The following is a 20,452-nucleotide window of genomic DNA, read 5'->3' as shown; positions in this document are numbered from 1 at the left end:
TCGGGTCTTTCAGGAATCTTTATATTTCTCCAGATAGGTTAAAATAATGAAATCCAAAATAATGCTCAAAGGGAAGCGCGAGCTCATATCCAATTCACCATAATAGCGATTCAGTACGTGTGCCTGGAAAGATAAATCCACCTCTTGCTGTAACCGATTATTATGTTGTCCTGTGATGGAAATGGTTTTAACGTTGCGCTTCTTTAACAGTGAGGCGTATTCCAATGTGTAAATCGTTTCCCCACTATACGAAACCAAGATCGCCAAATCATCTGCATGTAAACTATTGGCAACGCTTCTCAATTCATCCCAATCTTCACGGGCGCTGCTAATTTTCCCTGAGAACATTAATTTCCTTGCTGCATCGACACAAGGGGGCAGTGAATTCCCTACACCAAAGAACTCTACATGCTTACTTATATGTATATATTTTGCAGCTTCGATTATTTTTCCTTCATCAATATAATCAATCGTATTTTCAATTTCCTGCTTGAAACGATCAATATGGTTACTTAAGGATTCAGAACGAGAAGAGACAATATCATGAGTCTCTTTTGTCGTTTCTTTTATGAATGAGTATTTCAAATCTTGAAATCCGCGAAAACCTAACTGTTGGCATGTCCTGCTTATGGTTGCCGTGGATACAAAAAGCTTCTTCGCTAATTCATCTAAATTCATATGCACAATTATTTCATGATGATGCAAAATGTACTCTAACACGCCCATCTCTAACTGGCTCAATCGTTCCCGGTGCTGGGATAAACGCTTCAGAAAAACTTGCATGAACTCACCCTCTTTATAAGGAATTCAGACCTTATAGTCTATCATAATCGTAAAATAGAAAAGTAGGAAGTTGTAATTTTAATAAGAAGACGATTTAAATGAATGAAACACTTTAAGGGGTTAATGATAAAGCTTATGGTTGTCCGTTATTCAAATAAAGAGCGGTGCCTGGCAAATGGCAGGCACCGCTTCGTTATCGAATGAAAAGCAGCTTACATATCGTGGCCGCTATTATGCTTTTGACGGGAATGCTGTCTATTTTTCACCTTATGGGAACCGCTTAATGGAGCAGGTTGACCTGGGTTATTCCCTTTAGGTGCATTTTTTCGAATATCTTTGCCATCATTTTTGTTCATATGCTGATCCCTCCTATATCTTAAGATAAGCAGTTCAGGGATTTTTATTCACATACATATATTTGTAACCCTCGTACATCCTATGAGTGATACTAATTAAGGAGCTGAATTACATTGCAGGATAAACAAGATAAACGCAGGGCATTCCAGGAAGCACAGCAAAGTTACCACCAGGTGTATGATGCATATTCTTCGATCGAAAAGACGGCACCGGATTATGGAACGGAATTGAAGCATGTGAAGCAGGAAGTGAACGAGGCTTACCAGCAAATACAAACTGCCTTGGTTACCGCTTCTGAGCACCAACGGGGTCAATTGAAACAATTCGAGCAGGATATTTCTGCAATCGTCAATGAAGTGAATTCCGAGGACTGATTGGATGTCTGGTTTAGGGGGAAAAGGCTTTTTGAACATGTGATTTTCAAAAAGCCTTCCTATTAAAGCATTGATATTATTGGTTTTTCTTTCTTTTTTTGTTGTTTTGTCTTTGTTCTTCCGATAATGGCGGTTCATTTCCCAATTCATCATGGTATCCTGCCCCATTACCTTGTGCTTTTGCTGCATTCATCCCTGGTATGACATGATTTGCCTTTTGTTTTGACATTTCGACACCTCCACCAATAGAATGTGATAATGCGGAATGATTATGTATGTTTGCCTAATATGTTTTGTTGGAATAATTTATCAGCTTGTATATGTGGTTTTTTTCACCAATTGGAAGGCAGGTAAGGCTTTTAAACGTCACTTTCATATAAAAAGGAATTATTAACATAAGTGAAACTTATCAAAAACAATAACTTTCTTGTTATTTACTTATACTCATTTCTATATTAGTATTAAGTTGAAGGAAGAGTTAGGGTGGGAGAACAGAGAGAAAATTCGACAAACTAACCTTTTTGTTTATATTTATTGGTAAACATGGTTTCAGTGAACCAGGTTTTACTTTCATGTGCAGAATAAGTTGTTCTGACAGTTTAATAGGGGGTAATATTCATGACGAAAAATGACGTGTACCAATCGCGTAAATCCTTCGAAATTGAAGGGAAACGCTACAACTACTACAGCCTAGACGCTATCGAAAAAGCAGGGGACGGCAAAGTTTCACGCCTTCCATATTCCATTAAAGTATTACTTGAAGCAGTTCTGCGCCAAGTGGACGGAAGAGTTATCACAAAAGAACATGTTGCGAACCTTGCTAAATGGGGAACAAGCGAGCAACAAGATATAGATGTACCTTTCAAGCCTTCACGTGTCATCCTTCAAGATTTCACGGGTGTGCCGGTTGTTGTGGATTTAGCTTCTCTACGTAATGCCTTCGCGGCGCTTGGTGGAGATCCAGACAAAATCAACCCGGAAATTCCAGTTGACCTTGTAATCGACCACTCAGTCCAAGTTGATAAAGCAGGTACTATGGATTCACTTGATGCCAATATGGATCTTGAATTCGAACGTAATGCAGAGCGTTACCAGTTCCTAAGCTGGGCTCAAAAATCATTCAACAACTACCGTGCGGTTCCGCCAGCGACTGGTATCGTTCACCAAGTTAACCTTGAGTACCTTGCGAACGTAGTACACGCAGTTGAAACTCCAAACGGCGATTTCGAAGTATTCCCTGATTCTGTATTCGGTACGGATTCACATACGACTATGATCAACGGTATCGGTGTTCTTGGTTGGGGCGTCGGCGGTATCGAAGCTGAAGCAGGCATGCTTGGACAGCCATCATACTTCCCAGTGCCAAAAGTGGTCGGTGTTAAGCTAACTGGCCAACTTCCTAAAGGAACGACAGCTACTGACCTTGCTTTGAAAGTAACGCAAGTTCTTCGTGCACACGGCGTAGTTGGTAAATTCGTTGAGTTCTACGGCCCAGGAGTAGGCTACCTTCCGCTTGCTGACCGTGCAACAATCGCTAACATGGCTCCTGAATACGGTGCTACAGTTGGTTTCTTCCCAGTTGATGCAGAAGCGATCGATTACATGCGCTTAACAGGCCGTGATGAAAAACAAATCCAAGTGGTTGAATCTTACTGCAAAGAAAACGGCTTGTTCTATGCTCCTGAAAACGAAGATCCAGCATACAATGATGTAGTGGAAATCGATCTTTCAGCAATTGAACCAAACCTTTCAGGCCCTAAACGCCCGCAAGATTTGATTCCGCTTTCCCAAATGAAGAAATCTTTCCATGAAGCCATCAATGCACCAATGGGTAACCAAGGCTTCGGCATGGACAATTCCGAATTGGATAAAGAAGTGACTGTTAAATTCGCCGATGGCAAAGAATCGGTCATGAAAACTGGCGCGATCGCAATTGCTGCAATCACGAGCTGTACAAATACTTCAAATCCATACGTAATGCTTGGAGCAGGTCTGATCGCTAAAAAAGCGGTTGAAAAAGGCTTGACTGTTCCGGATTATGTAAAAACATCATTGGCACCAGGCTCTAAAGTTGTTACTGGTTACCTTCGTGATGCAGGTCTTCAACCATACCTTGATCAATTAGGATTCAACGTAGTCGGTTATGGCTGTACAACATGTATCGGTAACTCAGGTCCATTAGCGGACGAAATCGAAGCAGCTGTTGCTGAAGCGGATCTTCTGGTAACTTCAGTACTTTCAGGTAACCGTAACTTCGAAGGCCGTATTCATCCGCTTGTGAAAGCAAACTACCTTGCTTCTCCAACTTTAGTTGTGGCATATGCCCTTGCAGGTACTGTGGACTTCGATCTTAACAATGATTCACTTGGTAAAGATAAAGATGGCAACGATGTATACCTTGCTGACATCTGGCCATCACAAGAAGAAGTAAACGCTGCTGTTAAAGCAACGGTTACACCGGAATTATTCCGTAAAGAATACGAAACAGTATTCAACGATAACAAACGTTGGAATGAAATCCAAACAAGCAACGAAGCGATTTACGCTTTCGATTCAAAATCAACATACATTCAAAATCCTCCGTTCTTTGAAGGATTATCACCAGAACCAGGTTCAGTTAACCCGCTTTCTGGCTTGCGCGTTGTAGGTAAATTCGGTGATTCAGTAACTACTGACCACATTTCTCCTGCAGGTGCAATCGGTAAAGATACACCAGCTGGTATCTACCTTCGTGAAAACGGTGTGAAACCGCGTGACTTTAACTCTTACGGTTCTCGTCGCGGTAACCACGAAGCAATGATGCGCGGAACATTCGCAAACATCCGTATCCGTAACCAAGTGGCTCCAGGTACAGAAGGCGGATTCACGACTTACTGGCCGACAGGCGATGTAATGGCTATCTATGATGCTTGCATGAAATACAAAGCTGATGGAACAGGTCTTGCCGTCATCGCTGGTAAAGACTACGGTATGGGAAGCTCTCGTGACTGGGCTGCAAAAGGTACGAACCTTCTTGGCATCAAAACGGTCATCGCTGAAAGCTTTGAACGTATTCACCGTTCTAACCTTGCATTGATGGGTGTTCTTCCTCTTCAATTCAAAGAAGGCGAAAACGCTGAAACGCTTGGATTGACTGGTAAAGAAGCGATTGCTGTTAAAATCGACGAAACAGTTAAACCACGTGATATCGTAACGGTTACAGCTACTGATGAAGCTGGAAACGTAAAAGAATTTGATGTACTTGTTCGTTTCGACTCAGAAATCGAAATCGACTACTACCGTCACGGCGGTATCCTTCAAATGGTACTGCGCAATAAATTAAAAGGCTAATTCGGCCCTTTTGGAATCGGTAAACCTAGAACCTAGGTTTACCGATTCTTTTTTTGTGTCAAGATTATGTAAGCGGGCGAATAACATGAAACGAATAAAGGGGTTTCACTATTCCCAATGACTTTTTATTGTTAAAATGAAAAAGGGAAGTTGTTCTATTTCTGGAAATGGCTTAATAACTTTATTGTATTGGGACTAGGGGGACAAAAGTGTATGCTTAAAAAAATTATCGCCTCAGTGCTCTTACTGTCACTGATTGGAATTGCGATTGTACAAGCGATGGATAATGAACCAAACAACCATGGGAAAAAGGATTCATTGGGCGGTTTGAAAATAGGAGCTAAAGCGCCCAATTTCACCTTGGAGACCTTGGATGGAAAACAAGTTGAATTGGCTGATTATAAAGGGAAAAAGGTTATGCTGAATTTTTGGGCAACGTGGTGCCCGCCCTGCAAAAAAGAAATGCCGGATATGGAGCAATATACGAAGCAAGCAGGTGATGATGCCGTCGTTCTTGCAGTCAATATAGACCCTGAAAACGATGTACGGTCATTTGTGAAGGAAAATAAAATCACCTTCACCATACCTCTTGATAGCAACAGTGCAAAAAATCCAGTGAATGAGCAGTATAAAGTACTAAGCATTCCGACTACATATTTCATCGACAAGAAAGGCAAGATCAGTCACAAAGTGGTATCAGCCATGCAGCTTAAAGATATGGAACGATATATGAATAGCATGCAGTAGCGGGACCTTTAAAGGTCCCGTTTTTTTCGTTGAATGATTGCTTGTTAACAAAGTTGTCAAAAATTAAAAATAATATTGTTAAAATTCAAAATTTTTGGTTAATAAAGATAGGAAAAGGGTTAAAGTATAAAGAGAGGCAAAGTAAGGAATGATTGATGCTTTAAAAAGTCAGACAATTATGACAATTCATTGTTGTAAAACCATATAGTCATAATTTTACGTTAATTTGGCAATGCTGAATCATATACTAAAAAAAGTAGGTGAAAACATGAAAAAAAGAAAAAGAACATTTGAAGAATTGATCAAAGAAAACAAAAGGGAATTAATGATGGACCTTAAACAAATGGAAAGACTAGAGGAACGCCTTGAAAAAAAACATATGCAAAAAGCTGAGTAACCGAAAGGGTTTATTAAGCTAAATATGAGTCAGTACGTTGTCTTCAATCGTGCTGGCTTTTTATTTTGCGCTTTTCAAAATCTGGCACTCATGAATTGCTTCCTTTTCACCCATCATAATAAAAGGAGGCGATAAAATGAGTAATCCAAAAAAAGATTCCAAACACTTTAGACCAAGCCATCTTGGAACACAGCCAAGGGCAGCTGGAAGCAATAACGGTAAGCAAATGCAGGATAAATCCGGGAAGCATGCCCAGGTGATCCAGACAAAAGGCGAATGACGAAGGATTAGCGCGAATTGATAATATTATTATGTAAACCATTTTTTTGATTAGGGGTGAAAACCAATGGATTCATTCAAACATAATCAGGATAACCGTTTGGATAATGTAGAGAAACTTCAGGACGCGATTCACAATACGGAACAGAACATGACAGCAGCGAATGATGCGACATCCTTTTCATCAGCTGAGGACAAAATGACGATTACAGCCAAAAACGAGCGAAGAAAAGCGAGCATTGAAGCGATGAAGCAAGAAGTACAAGATGAGCAAGAAGCACGGGAGAGCGGCTACAGTACAGATAATATTTAGTTTATGGATGATGGGGAAGAAAGAAGCACGATTCTTTCTTCCCCATTTTTTCATGAGTGCTGAAGCCTGCTTAAATGAAAAGGGAACGGTTGTTATGGTAATATGTTTATATTGCAAAAATGAAAGTGGGGAAAAAAATGTTCATAGCTGAAAATGATATTGAAGTGAGGTATGCAGAGACAGACCAGATGGGTGTTGTTTACCATGCCAATTATTTAATATGGATGGAACTGGGCAGGACAAAATTAGTCGAAGATTTAGGATTTCGTTATGCCGATATGGAGGCGGTCGGGATCCTATCCCCTGTCATGGACATACAGGCCTCATACAAATCACCTGTACGATATGGTGATAAAGTTAAGGTGAGGACCTGGATTGATATGTATGACGGGTTACGGGTCGTGTATGGTTATGAAATCGTCAATGGTAAAGGGGAAGTGGCGGCTACTGGCCATTCTTCACATGTTTGCGTTAAAAAGGACAGCTTCCGTCCGATATCAATTAAACGCATGTTTCCTGATTGGCATGAGGCCTATGAAAAAAATAAAAAGCAGAATGAGCTGGTTTAATTAATCGAGGTGTTTGGACATGGCTTTCGGCATTAAACGGAAAGATGTAGTGGAGTGGAAACAGCGGATCGATCAAGGCGAAATCGCTTTTTTAACTCATTATTGGCTGGACGACCGTTTTCCTGGCTGCAAGACGGTTACAAAAGTCGGCAGTAAAGATTTAGGCCGTTTATCTGATTGGGGTAAGCAATACGGACTGAAAAAAGAGTGGATCCATCACCGCAAGGATGGTTATTCTCATTATGACCTTCTGGGCGACAAACAAAGGGATATCCTCAAAGCGGAAGGGATTTCTGTATTGCTGCTCGATGATTAGAAAAAAAGAGGCAACAGCAGTTTGCACCGCTGCTGCATGGTCATGCGCTCTTATCATAATGAAATTCAGGCTCAGTCAGCTTTTCGTTGAAGGTAATCCGCAGATCATGGCCATCGAAGTACCAAATATCTTTTTCTTCAACATAGAAATGAACATTATTCGTCGATGATACGGCTGCCGCATTTTCAGGAGCTTCTTGAATGATGCCCAATGAAAATCCGCTTTGGACGGAACTGTGTCCCCCATATCTTACATAAAAGCGCAAATGTGAGCCTTCTTGGAGCTCCAATTCATCCGCATACCACTTGGCTGCTTGATCGGAAATGGTCAGTTTCATAGTCATTCTCCTTCCTTGAGGTTCGTTATTTAAGTATAAAGTAATTATGAAGTAGATGCGAATAATGTGCGTTTAAGAAAGGAAATACAATGGAGATCATTTATACAATTTGTTTCATAACCCGTACAACGAACAATAAAGCTGAAGTGCTGATGTTATTCCGCAAGAAAGATCCCAATCGGGGAAAATGGAATGGCATTGGGGGGAAAATCGAAGAAGGTGAGACGGTCCGTGAATCGATGGAACGGGAAATATTTGAAGAAACTGGTTTGAAGGTCAAGCGATTGACCTATAGGGGAATCGTGACATGGAATGAGACGGGCGGAATGTATGTGTACCGCGCTGAAGATACCGGCGGAAGCCTTAGACCATGTGATGAAGGAGAACTGGCTTGGAAGCCTTATCAATGGATCATGGAGGCAGATGAAGTCGTATCCAACATCAAGCACTATCTTAGTGAGGTATTGGATGCCTCACCCCCGCAAGAATTTGCCTGCATCTATGAAAATGATCACTTCGTTTCCATGAAAAAGAAGGAGCTGCCGCAAAAGAATCGGTTTTAACCAATTGAAGACCGCCAATGGGCGGTTTTTTATTTGGTCTTTATAAACAAGGCTATTCAATGATAATAGGTAGTGAAGAATTCAGAATATTGTTATATTAAAAAGAAAGACAAAGAATATACGGTTTCGTGAGGGGTGAATGCGTCGCTATATATGAAGAATATATAGTATTCGACCTACCTATTTAAGTATCTTATTTAGAGGGGGCTGCTGAATTTGCGAAAAGCGGAGTTATTAAAAGGAAGTACGGAGATGGTATTGCTTTCATTGCTGTCTCAGAAGGATATGTACGGCTATGAAATGATCGAACAGCTCAAAAAGCTGAGTGATGGTTATTTGCAATATAAAGAAGGCATGCTTTACCCCGCATTAAAAAGGCTGGAAGAGAAAGAGTATTTAAAAAGCTATTGGAGGGATTCCTTGGAAGGACCGAAAAGGAAATACTATTATGCGACCAAATCGGGCCTCAGCCAATTTCAAGGGCAGTGGGAAGAATGGAACGCCTTTCAGCAGGTAATCCGGAAGGTGATCACGCACACATCTGAGCGCACACAAAAATAGCTGCAGGCTTCTGCAGCTATTTCGCCTTCTCGTTTTCGATTGCTTCAGCCTCGGCAAGCTTTTTCAGCAAGATGGGTGTGGGCATATGCATGATTTGCTCCAAGGGCAAATTGAGGGATTTGGATAATTTCAATGCAGTTTCCGGTGAAATTTGCAGTGGCTTCATGACGGATTCTCCTTATGGTAAGCGTAATTAGTTCCAGTTTAGCCTCTATGCAACAATTAATCAATCTTTACTTAGCTGTTTAGGCTTTTCAGAACAACACATCAAACCGAGTCCAGACCCCCATTCCAGGTCATTTTACCTTGAAAATGGAATGGGGAAATGGACAAAATGAATTCAGTAAGGTGGTCTTAATGAACTATTTCCTGAGGGTTATTTTATCTTTAAATAAGATGTTAGCTAAAAAGATCCATGTGATTGCAGGTTTAAATAGGATGGGCATTTTCATAATAGTGAAGCAGGAAAAAGCAAGTGATACTGTCGGAATATTGGATGCAGGATCAGATGGGACTTCAGGTCATGATTGCTGAAGATGGGCAGGAACGCAGGCAAATCTTGACGAAAAAAATACAGAACCTGATCATATGTCGAGGGAAAAACCAATCCTCCACAGCATCAAAGGGGCTGTAAAACGAGTGCAGGAGATAGCTACTATGAAGGAAGTGGCTGGATCTGTCCAAAGGGTCAGGGAGGTCGTTCCGGCAGGAGGCAACGAATCGGTTTTAACCGGAAAGTCTTTCAATGAAACCATTGGCGTGACCGAAGGAAATATTACCGATTTAAAGGAAATGGAAAGGACCATTCAAGGTTTGATATCGGTCATCCATGAAATGAGGGATTTTTCGGAAAAGGTATCCGGTCAAGCCGGTGTACTGAATAACACGGCACATGCATTGTAGAATGGACCTGGACCTGTGGAAACTGGCCCATTCCCATCCGGAAAATCGCTTATAACCATTTGACTTTTGGTTCAGTTTTATCAATAATTCGTTTAATGTTCGCCCGATGCCGATAGAAAATGAAAATCATAAAAACGCCGATCACTGTAATGAGGGCCCAATCACCTGCATGAAACACCAAACTATAGATAAACGCAAGAAGGGAGGCGATCATGGACGAAAGTGATACGTATTTGGAAATGTATAGGGATATAAAGAAAATGATGACGGCAATGAGAAAAAATAATGGTTCATAAGCAAGAATGACACCAGCTGAAGTCGCAACCGCTTTCCCGCCCCTAAAGTTTGCAAAAACGGGAAACATATGGCCGATGACGGCAATTACGCCGATAAGCATCTCATTTATATTTATATCAGCTCCAAGCAAAAACGGGAGTGAAGTTGCAAGGGTCCCTTTAAGGATATCCATGATGGTGACGGTAAGCCCTGCCTTGACACCCAATGTCCGGAAGGTATTTGTCCCGCCAAGATTTTTACTGCCATGCTCCCGAATGTCGATTTTGTAAAAGGTTTTGCCGATAATTAAACCGGATGGGATCGATCCAATCAAGTAGGCGGACAGTATAATGATAAATGTAAGCATTCTATGACCCTTTCTTTAAGAAAAATCTTCTTATTTTTTCATGTTTAAGAGGCTGATTGTCACAGTATTTGAAAGAAATAGCCAAAAACAGCGTTAAACTGCATGATAAGCATCTCTTATTGTAACATTTTCGTGACAAAATGGTACGGCTGTCCGAAAAAAATCTATTGAAAAATGAATTTTACTTGATGAATATGCACTTTTTAATATAGGTTTAAGTTGCAGCAAGGCAAAAGGTTTAGGATTTCTTATTTTCGTATATATAAAATGGAGCCTGTTTGTATAAAGCCTAACAATACGTGGCAGGCTGGATGAACATAAAGGGCGGCAAGGGAGCCATGCCTTTTCGCAACATATTTTTTCTTGTATAATTGTTTTTCTTAATAATGGGAAATAATCAGCTTGCCTTTGCAAAATATCCTTGTTAAGTATACTTTTTATGCAATATAACATTTTATAAATAGAGGGGATTGGTAAGAATGATAGAAAATCCAAGCAGAGCGGAAATGGGCCAAATGCTAAAAAAAGCGAAGCGGATCGCTGTAGTCGGTTTATCGAATAACCCCGAGCGGACGTCTTATATGGTATCCAAGGCGATGCAGGACAGCGGATATGAGATCATCCCGGTTAACCCTTCCGTATCCGAAGTGTTGGGAGTCAAGGCCGTGAAAGCCCTCAAAGATATTGAAGGACATGTCGATATCGTCAATGTGTTTCGCCGTTCGGAATTCCTCCCGGAGATTGCCAAAGAGTTTGCCGACATTGATGCTGATATCTTTTGGGCTCAGCTGGGTGTGGAAAACGAGGAAGCCTATAATTTCTTGAAGGAAAAGGGTTATACTGTCATCATGGATCGATGCATTAAAGTCGAACACGCCCTTACGAAGTAAAGTCAAAAGAGCGGGCATCCGCTCTTTTTTAAAAGCATCACTGGATGCTGCTTGAGGGTCTCGACCATGGCCAAAGCCGCGGGAATATCCAGGGGATTTAACAACATTTTGATCAAAATAGTAAAAGTATATTTGCCAAATGAAAAATTACCGCTACAATTAGAACGGTAGCTATGATACGTTTTCAAGCGACAAGTTCCAGGCAAATGGGCTAACGCTAATAAAAGGGACAAAAAAATAGAACACTTGTTCTTTTCTCATGAAAGTATTATACTTTTTATATGAATAGTAACGTATGTGAAAAATTGTCTAGTGAGTCATTTCATTGCAGTATGATTTGGCCCGGAAATTGTGTTTAGTAAGGAAAGGGGAATTTCTGTGGCAAAAAAGGTAAAAGCAATCGAGTACAATGATGATGCAATTCAGGTACTGGAAGGACTCGAAGCGGTCAGAAAACGTCCCGGTATGTATATCGGCAGTACTGATGCACGCGGACTTCATCATTTAGTGTACGAGATTGTAGATAACTCCGTAGATGAGGCTCTGGCTGGTTATGGAGACCAAATTAGTGTGAAAATACATAAAGATAACAGTGTAAGTGTAACTGATAGGGGCCGCGGGATGCCTACGGGTATGCATAAATTGGGTAAACCGACGCCTGAAGTCATTTTGACGATCCTCCATGCAGGGGGGAAATTCGGACAAGGTGGATATAAAACGAGCGGAGGCCTTCACGGTGTGGGTGCTTCTGTCGTTAATGCGCTGTCTGAATGGCTTGTCGTGACGATCAAAAGGGACGGGTTCATATACGAACAACGGTTTTTCAATGGAGGCAAGCCTGAAACGACCTTGGAGAAACTCGGTAAAACGAATCAAACGGGTACGAAGATTCACTTCAAGCCCGATCCAAAGATATTTTCGGTGACCACCTTTAATTACGATATCCTATGTGAACGTCTCCGTGAATCAGCTTTTCTATTAAAGGGCATGAAGATAGAATTGACGGATGAACGCAACGACCGAAATGAAACCTTCCATTATGAAAATGGAATCGAAGCATTTGTGGATTACTTAAATGAGGAAAAAGAAACCCTTCATGGTGTTGTTAGCTTGGAAGGGGAGCAGAATGGAATAGAAGTTGAACTTGCCTTTCAATTCAACGATGGCTATTCAGAGAATATATTAAGCTTCGTCAATAATGTTCGTACAAAGGACGGCGGCACCCATGAAATCGGCGCAAAAACGGCCATGACCAGGGCGTTTAATGATTATGCGAGAAAAATGGGGCTATTGAAGGAAAAAGATAAAAACCTCGAAGGTACCGATATACGTGAAGGCTTGTCATCGATTATCTCTGTCCGCATTCCGGAAGAACTGCTTCAATTCGAAGGGCAGACCAAGAGCAAGCTTGGCACCAGCGAGGCGCGCTCTGCAGTCGATTCCATCGTGTCAGAGCACTTAGCCTACTTTTTTGAAGAAGATCCGACCACGAGTACCTTGTTGGTTAAAAAATCGATAAAAGCATTCCAGGCCCGAGAAGCGGCCCGCAAAGCAAGGGAGGATGCAAGGAGCGGAAAGAAACGAAAAAAATCCGATGCCATCCTATCTGGTAAGCTGACGCCGGCTCAATCGAAAAATCCCGACCGTAATGAATTGTACCTTGTGGAAGGGGACTCTGCCGGAGGATCCGCAAAGCAAGGGCGGGATCGCCGTTTTCAGGCGGTTTTGCCTTTAAGGGGTAAAGTCATCAATACGGAAAAGGCCAAACTGGCTGATATTTTTAAGAACGAAGAAATCAATACGATCATCCACGCCATTGGCGGAGGGGTCGGGGCCGAGTTCAATACGCCGGACACCAATTACGATAAAGTGATCATCATGACCGATGCCGATACGGATGGGGCCCATATCCAAGTGCTTCTTCTGACTTTCTTTTACCGCTATATGAAACCATTGATAGAGTCAGGGAAGGTTTATATTGCCCTGCCGCCATTATATAAAGTGAGTAAAGGGACCGGGAAGAAAGAAGTGATTGAATATGCCTGGAGTGACGAGGAGCTTCAGGGAGCGATAGACAAAGTCGGGAAAGGCTATATGATTCAGCGTTATAAAGGGCTTGGAGAGATGAATGCCGATCAATTATGGGATACCACGATGAACCCGGAGACAAGGACGCTGATCCGTGTGAAAATCGATGATGGGGCCCGAGCGGAAAGACGAGTGACGACATTAATGGGAGACAAGGTTGAACCGCGCCGCAAATGGATTGAAGCAAATGTCGCTTTTGGTCTCGAGGAAGAATCGAATATTTTAGATAATGAAAATATGTCGATTGAAGAGGAGGTCAATAACGATGGTATTTGAAGAAACGTTTCGGGATTTGCCGCTTGAAGAGGTCATCGGAGATCGCTTCGGGCGCTATAGTAAATACATTATCCAGGATCGGGCCCTTCCCGATGCCAGGGACGGCTTAAAACCGGTACAGCGCAGGATCTTGTATGCGATGCATGTGGAAGGAAATACACAGGAAAAAGGATTCAGGAAATCTGCAAAAACAGTCGGTAATGTCATTGGTAATTATCATCCCCATGGTGATTCATCTGTATATGAGGCGATGGTAAGGATGAGCCAAGACTGGAAGCTGCGGAAAGTCATGGTCCAAATGCACGGAAACAACGGCAGCATCGATGGCGACCCCCCTGCTGCGATGCGGTATACGGAAGCCAGGCTTTCATCGATTGCTTCGGAGATGTTACGTGATATTGAAAAACGGACGGTCGACTTCGTGTCGAACTTTGATGATACTTCGGAAGAGCCGATCGTGTTGCCTGCGATGTTCCCGAATTTGCTCGTAAACGGTTCCACTGGGATCTCAGCCGGATATGCCACGGAAATTCCGCCGCATCAAATAGGAGAGGTCATCGATGCCGCCATCATGCGGATCGATAAGCCTGAAGCGACCGTCGCGGATTTAATGACGGTCATCAAGGGACCGGATTTCCCTACAGGCGGAATCATTCAAGGCATCGAAGGCATTCGCAAAGCCTATGAAACAGGCAAAGGAAAAATCATCATTCGCGGTCTGGCGGACGTGGAAACGATTCGTGGCGGCAAACAGCAAATCGTCATCACCGAAATCCCATATGAAGTCAATAAAGCGAACCTGGTCAAGAAGATGGATGAATTCCGTCTAGACCGGAAAGTGGAAGGCATCGCCGAAGTAAGGGATGAAACGGACCGGACCGGACTTCGCATCGTCATCGAACTGAAAAAAGATGCGGATGCAAACGGTGTCCTGCATTATTTATACAAAAATTCCGATCTTCAAATTGCCTATAACTTCAATATGGTCGCGATATATAAAAAGCGGCCGACTTTGATGAGCCTGCCAAAAATGCTCGATGCGTATATCGATCACCGTAAAGAGGTAATCGTGAACCGTTCCCGTTATGAGCTGCAAAAGGCGCATGACCGGGCGCATATCGTCGATGGCTTAGTGAAGGCCCTGTCGATATTGGATGAAGTCATTGCCGTCATCCGTGCTTCCAAAGACAAGCGCAATGCCAAAGATAACCTGATCGCCCAATTCGCGTTTACGGAAGCGCAAGCGGAAGCCATCGTATCTTTACAGTTATATAGACTGACAAATACGGATATTACGGCACTTGAGGCAGAGGCAGCGGAATTGAAAAACAGGATTGAAGAATTGACGAAGATCCTTGGCAGCGAAAAGGTGCTTCTTCAAGTCATAAAAAAAGAACTTCGGTTCATTAAAAAAGGCTATGATGACGGAAGACGTTCGAAAATCGAAAAGGAAATAGAGGAAATCAAAATTAATCTTGAAGTCTTGATCGCAAGTGAAGACGTAATGGTGACCGTGACGAAAGAAGGCTATGTGAAACGGACATCATTACGGTCATATGCGGCATCGGGCGGTCTTGATTTTGGCATGAAGGATTCGGATCGCTTGCTTCAGCGCCTGGAAATGAATACAACGGATGTCCTGTTGCTATTCACATCCAAAGGGAACTTTCTCTATTGTCCAGTTCATCAGCTTCCTGATATTCGCTGGAAGGAAACCGGCCAGCATATCGCGAACATCATTCCGATCGATAGGGAAGAGCAGATCATAAAAGCAATTCCAATCAAGGACTTTACCCTTCCTCAATTCCTGGTGTTCATCACGAAAAACGGGATGGTGAAAAAGACGGAACTTGCTGCTTATAAAGCCCAACGTCATTCTAAACCATTGGTCGGCATCAATTTAAAAGGCGATGATGAACTGGTCGACGTTCATCATACCGATGGCCAGGAAGATCTTTTCCTTGTCACCCATAACGGCTATAGTTTATGGTTCGATGAAGAAGAGGTGAGTATCGTCGGTGTGCGTGCGGCGGGAGTCAAAGGAATTAATTTGAAAGAAGATGATTATGTTATCGGCGGCAAGACATTAACCAAAGATAGCAAAGAATCGATCCTAGTCGTTACCCAGCGCGGCGCCATCAAGAAAATGAAATTAACCGAGTTTGAAAAAACGAGCCGGGCGAAACGCGGTGTCGTGGTATTAAGGGAATTGAAATCCAATCCCCACCGGGTCATCGGATTTACTACGGTCAATAAAACCGACAGTTTGTTCATTCTTTCTGAAAAGGGAACGGTTGAAACCGTTCATGCCGCCTCATTAAAAAATCACGATCGCTACACGAATGGATCTTTTGTTTTTGATGAAACGGTCAGTGGGAAGGCGAAAGAACTATGGAAAATATCATTGGAAGATGAAGCCTCCATGGAGGAGTGATTCATTTTTTCTGACGGGGTGCTGGTCAATCAGCATCCCGTTTTTTTGTTCCTTATAATTTTTTCTTCGATTAACACCCTCTAAACTTCTTGAGTCAAAAATGACTTCTTGAGTCAATTTTAAATTGGTTGTATTACCAGTCCATTAATCATAATTGACGACCGAATAATTCAATAATGGATTTTGCTGTTCATATATTCTTGATATCTTCACGTTCCATTTTTGGCACAGCTCTTGCATGTTAATAGTATGACTTCTTTGTTTTATCAAAAGAAGAAAGGGGAGGACAAATGGATAGACCTTGGAAAAAGCATATCCCGTCCGGAAATCCATTGGAAATCGAAATACCTGAAATGTCTGTGACAGACCTTTTTTATCAATCAGTCGAAAAATATGCGGATCATACCGCGATTACGTTTAAAGAGGATAGGTATACATATTCCCAGTTAGGACAGCTAGTGAAAAGGTTTGCCCGCTTACTTGCTGAGGCGGGGATTGAAAAAGGAGATCGTGTGGCGCTTATGCTCCCCAATTGTCCGCAATATCCGATCAGTTTTTACGGGACGCTTTTAAATGGGGCGATCGTTGTCCAAGTCAACCCGATGTATAAATCAAACGAATTGATACATGTCCTGAAAGACTCGGGTGCCAGGCACATCATCGTCCTGGATGACTTAATCCCTATAGTGGAAGCAGTCCTGGATAAAACCGAACTTGAAAAAATATGGCCCGTATCGAAGGAAAAGAATGAATGTGAATTGATGAAGGGCCTGCTGCCTATAGGGGAAACGGATTACTCGGTATCCATCGATCCCGGAGAAGATGTCGCCGTCCTCCAATATACGGGGGGGACAACCGGACGTTCAAAAGGAGCAATGCTGACCCATCGGAATATTGTGGCCAATACGCTGCAAAGTGCCGCCACTTCCAAAATCAAAATTCAAGAGGGCAAGGAAAGGGTGCTGGGCGTTTCACCATTATTTCATGTATATGGGATGACATCAGGCATGAATTTGACGTTTTATAATGGCGGTGAATTGATCATCGTTTCCCGGTTTGAGGTGGCAGAAATCGTTGAGATGATCAAAACGGTTAAACCGACCATTTTTCCCGGTGTGCCAACGATGTATATTGCATTATTACAATATTACCAGTCCCATCCGTTTGATTTGCGTTCCTTGAAATCCTGCGTTTCAGGATCGTCCCCATTGCCCTTGCATGTCTTATCAAGCTTTAACGAAGTGAGTGGCTCGAAGATTGCAGAGGGCTATGGACTTTCCGAAGCATCACCAGTTACGCATCGAAATCCCGTCAGTGGCCTGCAAAAGCCGGGGAGTATCGGAATTCCGATACAAAATACGGATGCCGCCATCATTGACAGCGTTACTGGTGAGCCAGCGCTCTTGTTTGATACCCCAGGTGAATTGGTCATCAAGGGACCTCAAGTGATGAAAGGGTATTGGGGGATGCCCGAAGAGACGAAGAAGACGATTCAAAACGGCTGGCTGTATACTGGCGATATCGCGAAGATGGATGAAGATGGCTTCTTTTACATTGTCGGTCGCAAGAAAGAAATGATCATCGCAGGCGGCTTCAATATTTATCCCATAGAAATTGAAGAGGTTCTCTACAGCCATCCAAAGGTTTTGGAAGCTGCCGTATTCGGTGTTCCCGATCAATATCGCGGTGAAACGGTACATGCAGCGGTCGTTCTAAAGCCGACTGAAACAATAACGGAAAAAGAATTGCAGGATTATTGCCGGAAACATCTGGCCGCCTTCAAGATACCCGAAATGATCACGTTTCAACTTGAATTCCCAAAGACGGCGGTGGGTAAAGTCTTGAAACGCAAGCTTCAAGAGGTTCATCGAGTCCATTCGGATAGAGCGTGAAAGCGTTGACAATCAAATTGCCTGAGAAAGGGGAATGCATGTGGACTTTCGCTTAGATGATGATATCGTCCTGTTAAAAGAAACCATTCGCCAGTTTATTGAAGAACAAATCGATCCTTTTTCCATGCAAATTGAGGATGAAGATCATATCCCGGATTCCATCATAAATTTATCGAAAGAAATCGGACTATTCGGACTGAGCATTCCGGAAAGGTATGGCGGTCTCGGGATAGGGATGATCGGGAAATGCGCTTTATATGAGGAAATCGGCAAAACACATAATGGCTATACTACTTTGATTGGTGCCCATACTGGCATCGGGACGGTAGGGATCGTCGAAATGGGCAATGAAATGCAAAAGGAAAAGTATTTGCCAGAAATGGCAAGCGGCAATAAAATCGGTGCATTTGCCCTTACGGAGCCTGCGGCGGGATCACATGCGACCAACCTGAAGATGACGGCAGTCAAAAACGGCGATGCCTATATCCTGAACGGGACGAAGCATTATATAACGAATGCGGATGTAGCCGATATTTTTACAGTCATGGCAGTAACGGATAAGGATAAAGGTGCAAAAGGAATCACCTCATTCATCGTGGAGAAAGGCTTTCCGGGTTTTAAAGTGGGAAGCTTGGAGCGGAAGATGGGCCTTCGAGGCTCGCATTCGGCTGAATTGATTTTTGAAGATTGCGAGGTTCCCGCTGAAAATGTCCTGGGAGATATAGGCCAGGGGTATGTGAATGCGTTGAAAATTCTTGCGAATGGACGGGCAGGGCTAGCGGCAAGGAATTTGGGGTCGTGTCAGTATTTGCTGGATCTCTCGACTAAATATGCGATGGAGCGGGAGCAGTTCGATGTGCCGATCATCGATCATCAGGCTGTATCTCATATGCTTGCTGAAATGGCAATGGAAATCGAAGCGCTTCGTTCATTCACATATCGGGTCGCATGGATGGTCGATCAAAAGGAAAAAATCATCAAGGAAGCGGCAATGCTGAAGCTGTATGGTTCGGAAGTGTATAATCGCGTCGCTGATAAGGCGGTCCAAATTCATGGCGGAATCGGATACATGAAGGACTACCCGGTGGAACGCTTTTTCAGAGATGCCAGAATCACTCGAATATATGAAGGTACGTCCGAAATCCAGAAAAATATCATAGCTGCGCAATTGAAGAAAAAATATCAACACTAGTCTAATAGGGAAAGTGGAGGGGTTCAAATGGATTTACGCTTATCGGAAGAACAAAAAATGGTCCAAAAAACAATCCGCAAGTTCGTGGAGAATGAATTGATTCCTTTGGAAAATGAAGTGCTGCGCAATGAAATGGCAGGAAAGCCTAGTTTGCCGGAGGGAACATTGAAAGAATTACAGGAAAAAGCTAAAAAAGCAGGCTTTTGGGGCATCAATACGCCGGAAGAATATGGCGGGGCGGAACTGGGGCAGCTTATGATGGCCATCGTCTTGATGGAAGTATCCAAGACGTTCGTCCCTTTTAGCTTTGGCGGATCGGCGGATAATATCCTTTATTATGGAAACGAGGAACAAAAAAAGAAATACCTCATTCCAACGATCAATGGGGAGAAAAAATCCTGTTTTGCGATGACGGAGCCGGGAGCTGGGTCAGATACAAGGAATATAAAAATGACGGCTGTGAAAGATGGCACCGACTGGGTGCTTAACGGTGAAAAAACGTTCATTACTGGTGGGAATGATGCTGATTTCGTCATGGTCATTGCGGTTACGGACAAAGAGCGTCATCAGGCGACCGGGACCGAGGGTGTAACCTGCTTCATCGTCGACCGCGACATGGGCTGGAGATCCGAATATATCCATACGATGGGAGAATGGGGACCAGCCGGGTTAGTTTTCGATAATGTAAGGGTACCCGAGGAAAACATCTTAGGGGAAATACATGGCGGTTATAAATTGGGATTGGAATGGATCGGGTTTGCCAGATGGATTGTGGGGGCGCGTGCTGTCGGTTCTGCGGAAAGATTGCTGCAAATGGCGATAGAGTATGCGAAAGAACGAGTCACCTTCGGTAAGCCGATCGCCGAGCGTCAGGCCATTCAATGGCAGATTGCAGATTCGGCAGTGGAGATCGAAGCGGCTCGGTGGCTTGTACTGAACGCTGCTTTCACGCTCGATAATGGCGAAGACAACCGACATTTGGCTTCAATGGCTAAGCTCTTTGGCGCAAATATGGGGAACCGGGTCGTTGACCGCGTATTGCAGATACATGGCGGCATGGGTTATACGAAAGAGCTTCCCATCGAACGGTGGTACCGGGAGGCAAGGCTGTGGCGGATTTATGATGGAACGGATGAAATACAGCGCATGATCATTTCCCGTAATTTAATCAAGGGGCATGTTAAATTAGGGCAATTCTTATAATAGAT

General features: G+C 43.0%; 24 protein-coding genes. 18 read left to right on the top strand and 6 right to left on the bottom strand.

Going from position 1 to position 20,452, the window contains the following annotated elements; translation table 11 throughout:
• Positions 1–9: 9 nt before the first annotated feature.
• Together CVN76_RS17820 and CVN76_RS17815 are read right to left on the bottom strand one after the other, a co-directional pair.
• Positions 10–783, bottom strand: a complete 774-nt coding sequence (locus CVN76_RS17820; protein ID WP_100532377.1) for a MurR/RpiR family transcriptional regulator — start codon at positions 781–783, stop codon at positions 10–12.
• A 212-nt stretch (positions 784–995) separates the two neighbouring features.
• Positions 996–1,139: a small acid-soluble spore protein P gene (locus tag CVN76_RS17815; protein WP_061141525.1), complete on the bottom strand. Its 144-nt coding sequence runs from the start codon at positions 1,137–1,139 to the stop codon at positions 996–998.
• A gap of 114 nt (positions 1,140–1,253) precedes the next feature.
• Here CVN76_RS17815 and CVN76_RS17810 point away from each other — a divergent pair, with 114 nt between their 5' ends.
• Positions 1,254–1,514, top strand: a complete 261-nt coding sequence (locus tag CVN76_RS17810; RefSeq protein ID WP_100532376.1) for a hypothetical protein — start codon at positions 1,254–1,256, stop codon at positions 1,512–1,514.
• Positions 1,515–1,590: 76 nt separating this feature from the next.
• Here CVN76_RS17810 and sspO read toward each other — a convergent pair whose 3' ends face one another.
• Complete coding sequence (gene sspO, locus CVN76_RS17805; RefSeq protein WP_100532375.1) at positions 1,591–1,743, bottom strand: small acid-soluble spore protein O; 153 nt, start codon at positions 1,741–1,743, stop codon at positions 1,591–1,593.
• Positions 1,744–2,132: 389 nt separating this feature from the next.
• Here sspO and acnA point away from each other — a divergent pair, with 389 nt between their 5' ends.
• The 7 genes from acnA to CVN76_RS17770 all read left to right on the top strand — a co-directional run bounded on the left by acnA (position 2,133) and on the right by CVN76_RS17770 (position 7,465).
• Positions 2,133–4,844, top strand: a complete 2,712-nt coding sequence (acnA, locus tag CVN76_RS17800; RefSeq protein WP_100532374.1) for an aconitate hydratase AcnA — start codon at positions 2,133–2,135, stop codon at positions 4,842–4,844.
• A gap of 213 nt (positions 4,845–5,057) precedes the next feature.
• Entirely contained in the window at positions 5,058–5,591 is a 534-nt protein-coding gene (locus CVN76_RS17795) for a redoxin domain-containing protein (protein WP_100532373.1), read from the top strand.
• Positions 5,592–5,859: 268 nt separating this feature from the next.
• The gene (locus tag CVN76_RS17790) at positions 5,860–5,988 is read left to right on the top strand and encodes an FbpB family small basic protein (RefSeq protein ID WP_081092343.1); all 129 of its coding nucleotides are present in this window, start codon (positions 5,860–5,862) and stop codon (positions 5,986–5,988) included.
• Positions 5,989–6,124: 136 nt separating this feature from the next.
• Positions 6,125–6,268 carry an acid-soluble spore protein N gene (locus tag CVN76_RS17785; RefSeq protein ID WP_057913693.1) on the top strand — a complete coding sequence of 48 codons (144 nt, stop codon included), beginning with the start codon at positions 6,125–6,127 and terminating at the stop codon, positions 6,266–6,268.
• Positions 6,269–6,334: 66 nt separating this feature from the next.
• Complete coding sequence (gene tlp, locus CVN76_RS17780) at positions 6,335–6,580, top strand: small acid-soluble spore protein Tlp (RefSeq protein ID WP_100532372.1); 246 nt, start codon at positions 6,335–6,337, stop codon at positions 6,578–6,580.
• 137 nt (positions 6,581–6,717) lie between these two features.
• Entirely contained in the window at positions 6,718–7,149 is a 432-nt protein-coding gene (locus tag CVN76_RS17775) for an acyl-CoA thioesterase (RefSeq protein WP_100532371.1), read from the top strand.
• Between the two features lie 19 nt (positions 7,150–7,168).
• Complete coding sequence (locus CVN76_RS17770; RefSeq protein ID WP_100532370.1) at positions 7,169–7,465, top strand: hypothetical protein; 297 nt, start codon at positions 7,169–7,171, stop codon at positions 7,463–7,465.
• Positions 7,466–7,505: 40 nt separating this feature from the next.
• On the opposite strand, the gene CVN76_RS17765 is transcribed toward CVN76_RS17770, so the two are convergent.
• On the bottom strand, positions 7,506–7,802 hold the full coding sequence (locus CVN76_RS17765) for a HesB/YadR/YfhF family protein (RefSeq protein WP_100532369.1): 297 nt from the start codon (positions 7,800–7,802) through the stop codon (positions 7,506–7,508).
• A gap of 89 nt (positions 7,803–7,891) precedes the next feature.
• Here CVN76_RS17765 and CVN76_RS17760 point away from each other — a divergent pair, with 89 nt between their 5' ends.
• Both CVN76_RS17760 and CVN76_RS17755 read left to right on the top strand, forming a co-directional pair.
• Positions 7,892–8,365, top strand: a complete 474-nt coding sequence (locus CVN76_RS17760; RefSeq protein WP_100532368.1) for an NUDIX hydrolase — start codon at positions 7,892–7,894, stop codon at positions 8,363–8,365.
• A gap of 216 nt (positions 8,366–8,581) precedes the next feature.
• The gene (locus CVN76_RS17755) at positions 8,582–8,926 is read left to right on the top strand and encodes a PadR family transcriptional regulator (protein WP_232732314.1); all 345 of its coding nucleotides are present in this window, start codon (positions 8,582–8,584) and stop codon (positions 8,924–8,926) included.
• A gap of 16 nt (positions 8,927–8,942) precedes the next feature.
• Here the strand turns inward: CVN76_RS17755 and CVN76_RS17750 are convergent, their stop codons facing one another.
• Positions 8,943–9,092 carry a YycC family protein gene (locus tag CVN76_RS17750; RefSeq protein ID WP_100532367.1) on the bottom strand — a complete coding sequence of 50 codons (150 nt, stop codon included), beginning with the start codon at positions 9,090–9,092 and terminating at the stop codon, positions 8,943–8,945.
• 140 nt (positions 9,093–9,232) lie between these two features.
• Here CVN76_RS17750 and CVN76_RS31110 point away from each other — a divergent pair, with 140 nt between their 5' ends.
• Both CVN76_RS31110 and CVN76_RS17745 read left to right on the top strand, forming a co-directional pair.
• Positions 9,233–9,460 (top strand): hypothetical protein, encoded by a 228-nt coding sequence (locus CVN76_RS31110; protein WP_157805699.1) that lies wholly within the window; start codon positions 9,233–9,235, stop codon positions 9,458–9,460.
• 123 nt (positions 9,461–9,583) lie between these two features.
• On the top strand, positions 9,584–9,829 hold the full coding sequence (locus tag CVN76_RS17745) for a hypothetical protein (RefSeq protein WP_100532366.1): 246 nt from the start codon (positions 9,584–9,586) through the stop codon (positions 9,827–9,829).
• Positions 9,830–9,878: 49 nt separating this feature from the next.
• Here the strand turns inward: CVN76_RS17745 and plsY are convergent, their stop codons facing one another.
• Positions 9,879–10,472 (bottom strand): glycerol-3-phosphate 1-O-acyltransferase PlsY, encoded by a 594-nt coding sequence (gene plsY, locus CVN76_RS17740; RefSeq protein ID WP_100532365.1) that lies wholly within the window; start codon positions 10,470–10,472, stop codon positions 9,879–9,881.
• 479 nt (positions 10,473–10,951) lie between these two features.
• Between plsY and CVN76_RS17735 the strand changes: the two genes are divergently transcribed.
• From CVN76_RS17735 to CVN76_RS17710, 6 genes are all read left to right on the top strand, one after another.
• Positions 10,952–11,362: a CoA-binding protein gene (locus CVN76_RS17735; RefSeq protein ID WP_061141513.1), complete on the top strand. Its 411-nt coding sequence runs from the start codon at positions 10,952–10,954 to the stop codon at positions 11,360–11,362.
• A 378-nt stretch (positions 11,363–11,740) separates the two neighbouring features.
• Positions 11,741–13,726, top strand: a complete 1,986-nt coding sequence (gene parE / locus CVN76_RS17730) for a DNA topoisomerase IV subunit B (protein ID WP_100532364.1) — start codon at positions 11,741–11,743, stop codon at positions 13,724–13,726.
• Positions 13,716–16,160 (top strand): DNA topoisomerase IV subunit A, encoded by a 2,445-nt coding sequence (gene parC, locus CVN76_RS17725; protein WP_100532363.1) that lies wholly within the window; start codon positions 13,716–13,718, stop codon positions 16,158–16,160. Before parE ends, parC begins: the two co-directional genes overlap by 11 nt.
• Positions 16,161–16,450: 290 nt before the next feature.
• A complete protein-coding gene (locus CVN76_RS17720; RefSeq protein WP_100532362.1) occupies positions 16,451–18,052 on the top strand; it encodes a long-chain-fatty-acid--CoA ligase in 1,602 nt (533 codons plus the stop codon).
• A 40-nt stretch (positions 18,053–18,092) separates the two neighbouring features.
• On the top strand, positions 18,093–19,244 hold the full coding sequence (locus CVN76_RS17715) for an acyl-CoA dehydrogenase family protein (protein ID WP_100532361.1): 1,152 nt from the start codon (positions 18,093–18,095) through the stop codon (positions 19,242–19,244).
• A gap of 27 nt (positions 19,245–19,271) precedes the next feature.
• Complete coding sequence (locus tag CVN76_RS17710) at positions 19,272–20,447, top strand: acyl-CoA dehydrogenase family protein (RefSeq protein ID WP_100532360.1); 1,176 nt, start codon at positions 19,272–19,274, stop codon at positions 20,445–20,447.
• Positions 20,448–20,452: the final 5 nt, after the last annotated feature.

It is taken from the genome of Bacillus sp. mrc49 (assembly GCF_002803435.1).
The sequence above is the reverse complement of the archived record's forward strand: the minus strand, read 5'-3'. Positions and strand labels throughout refer to the sequence as shown.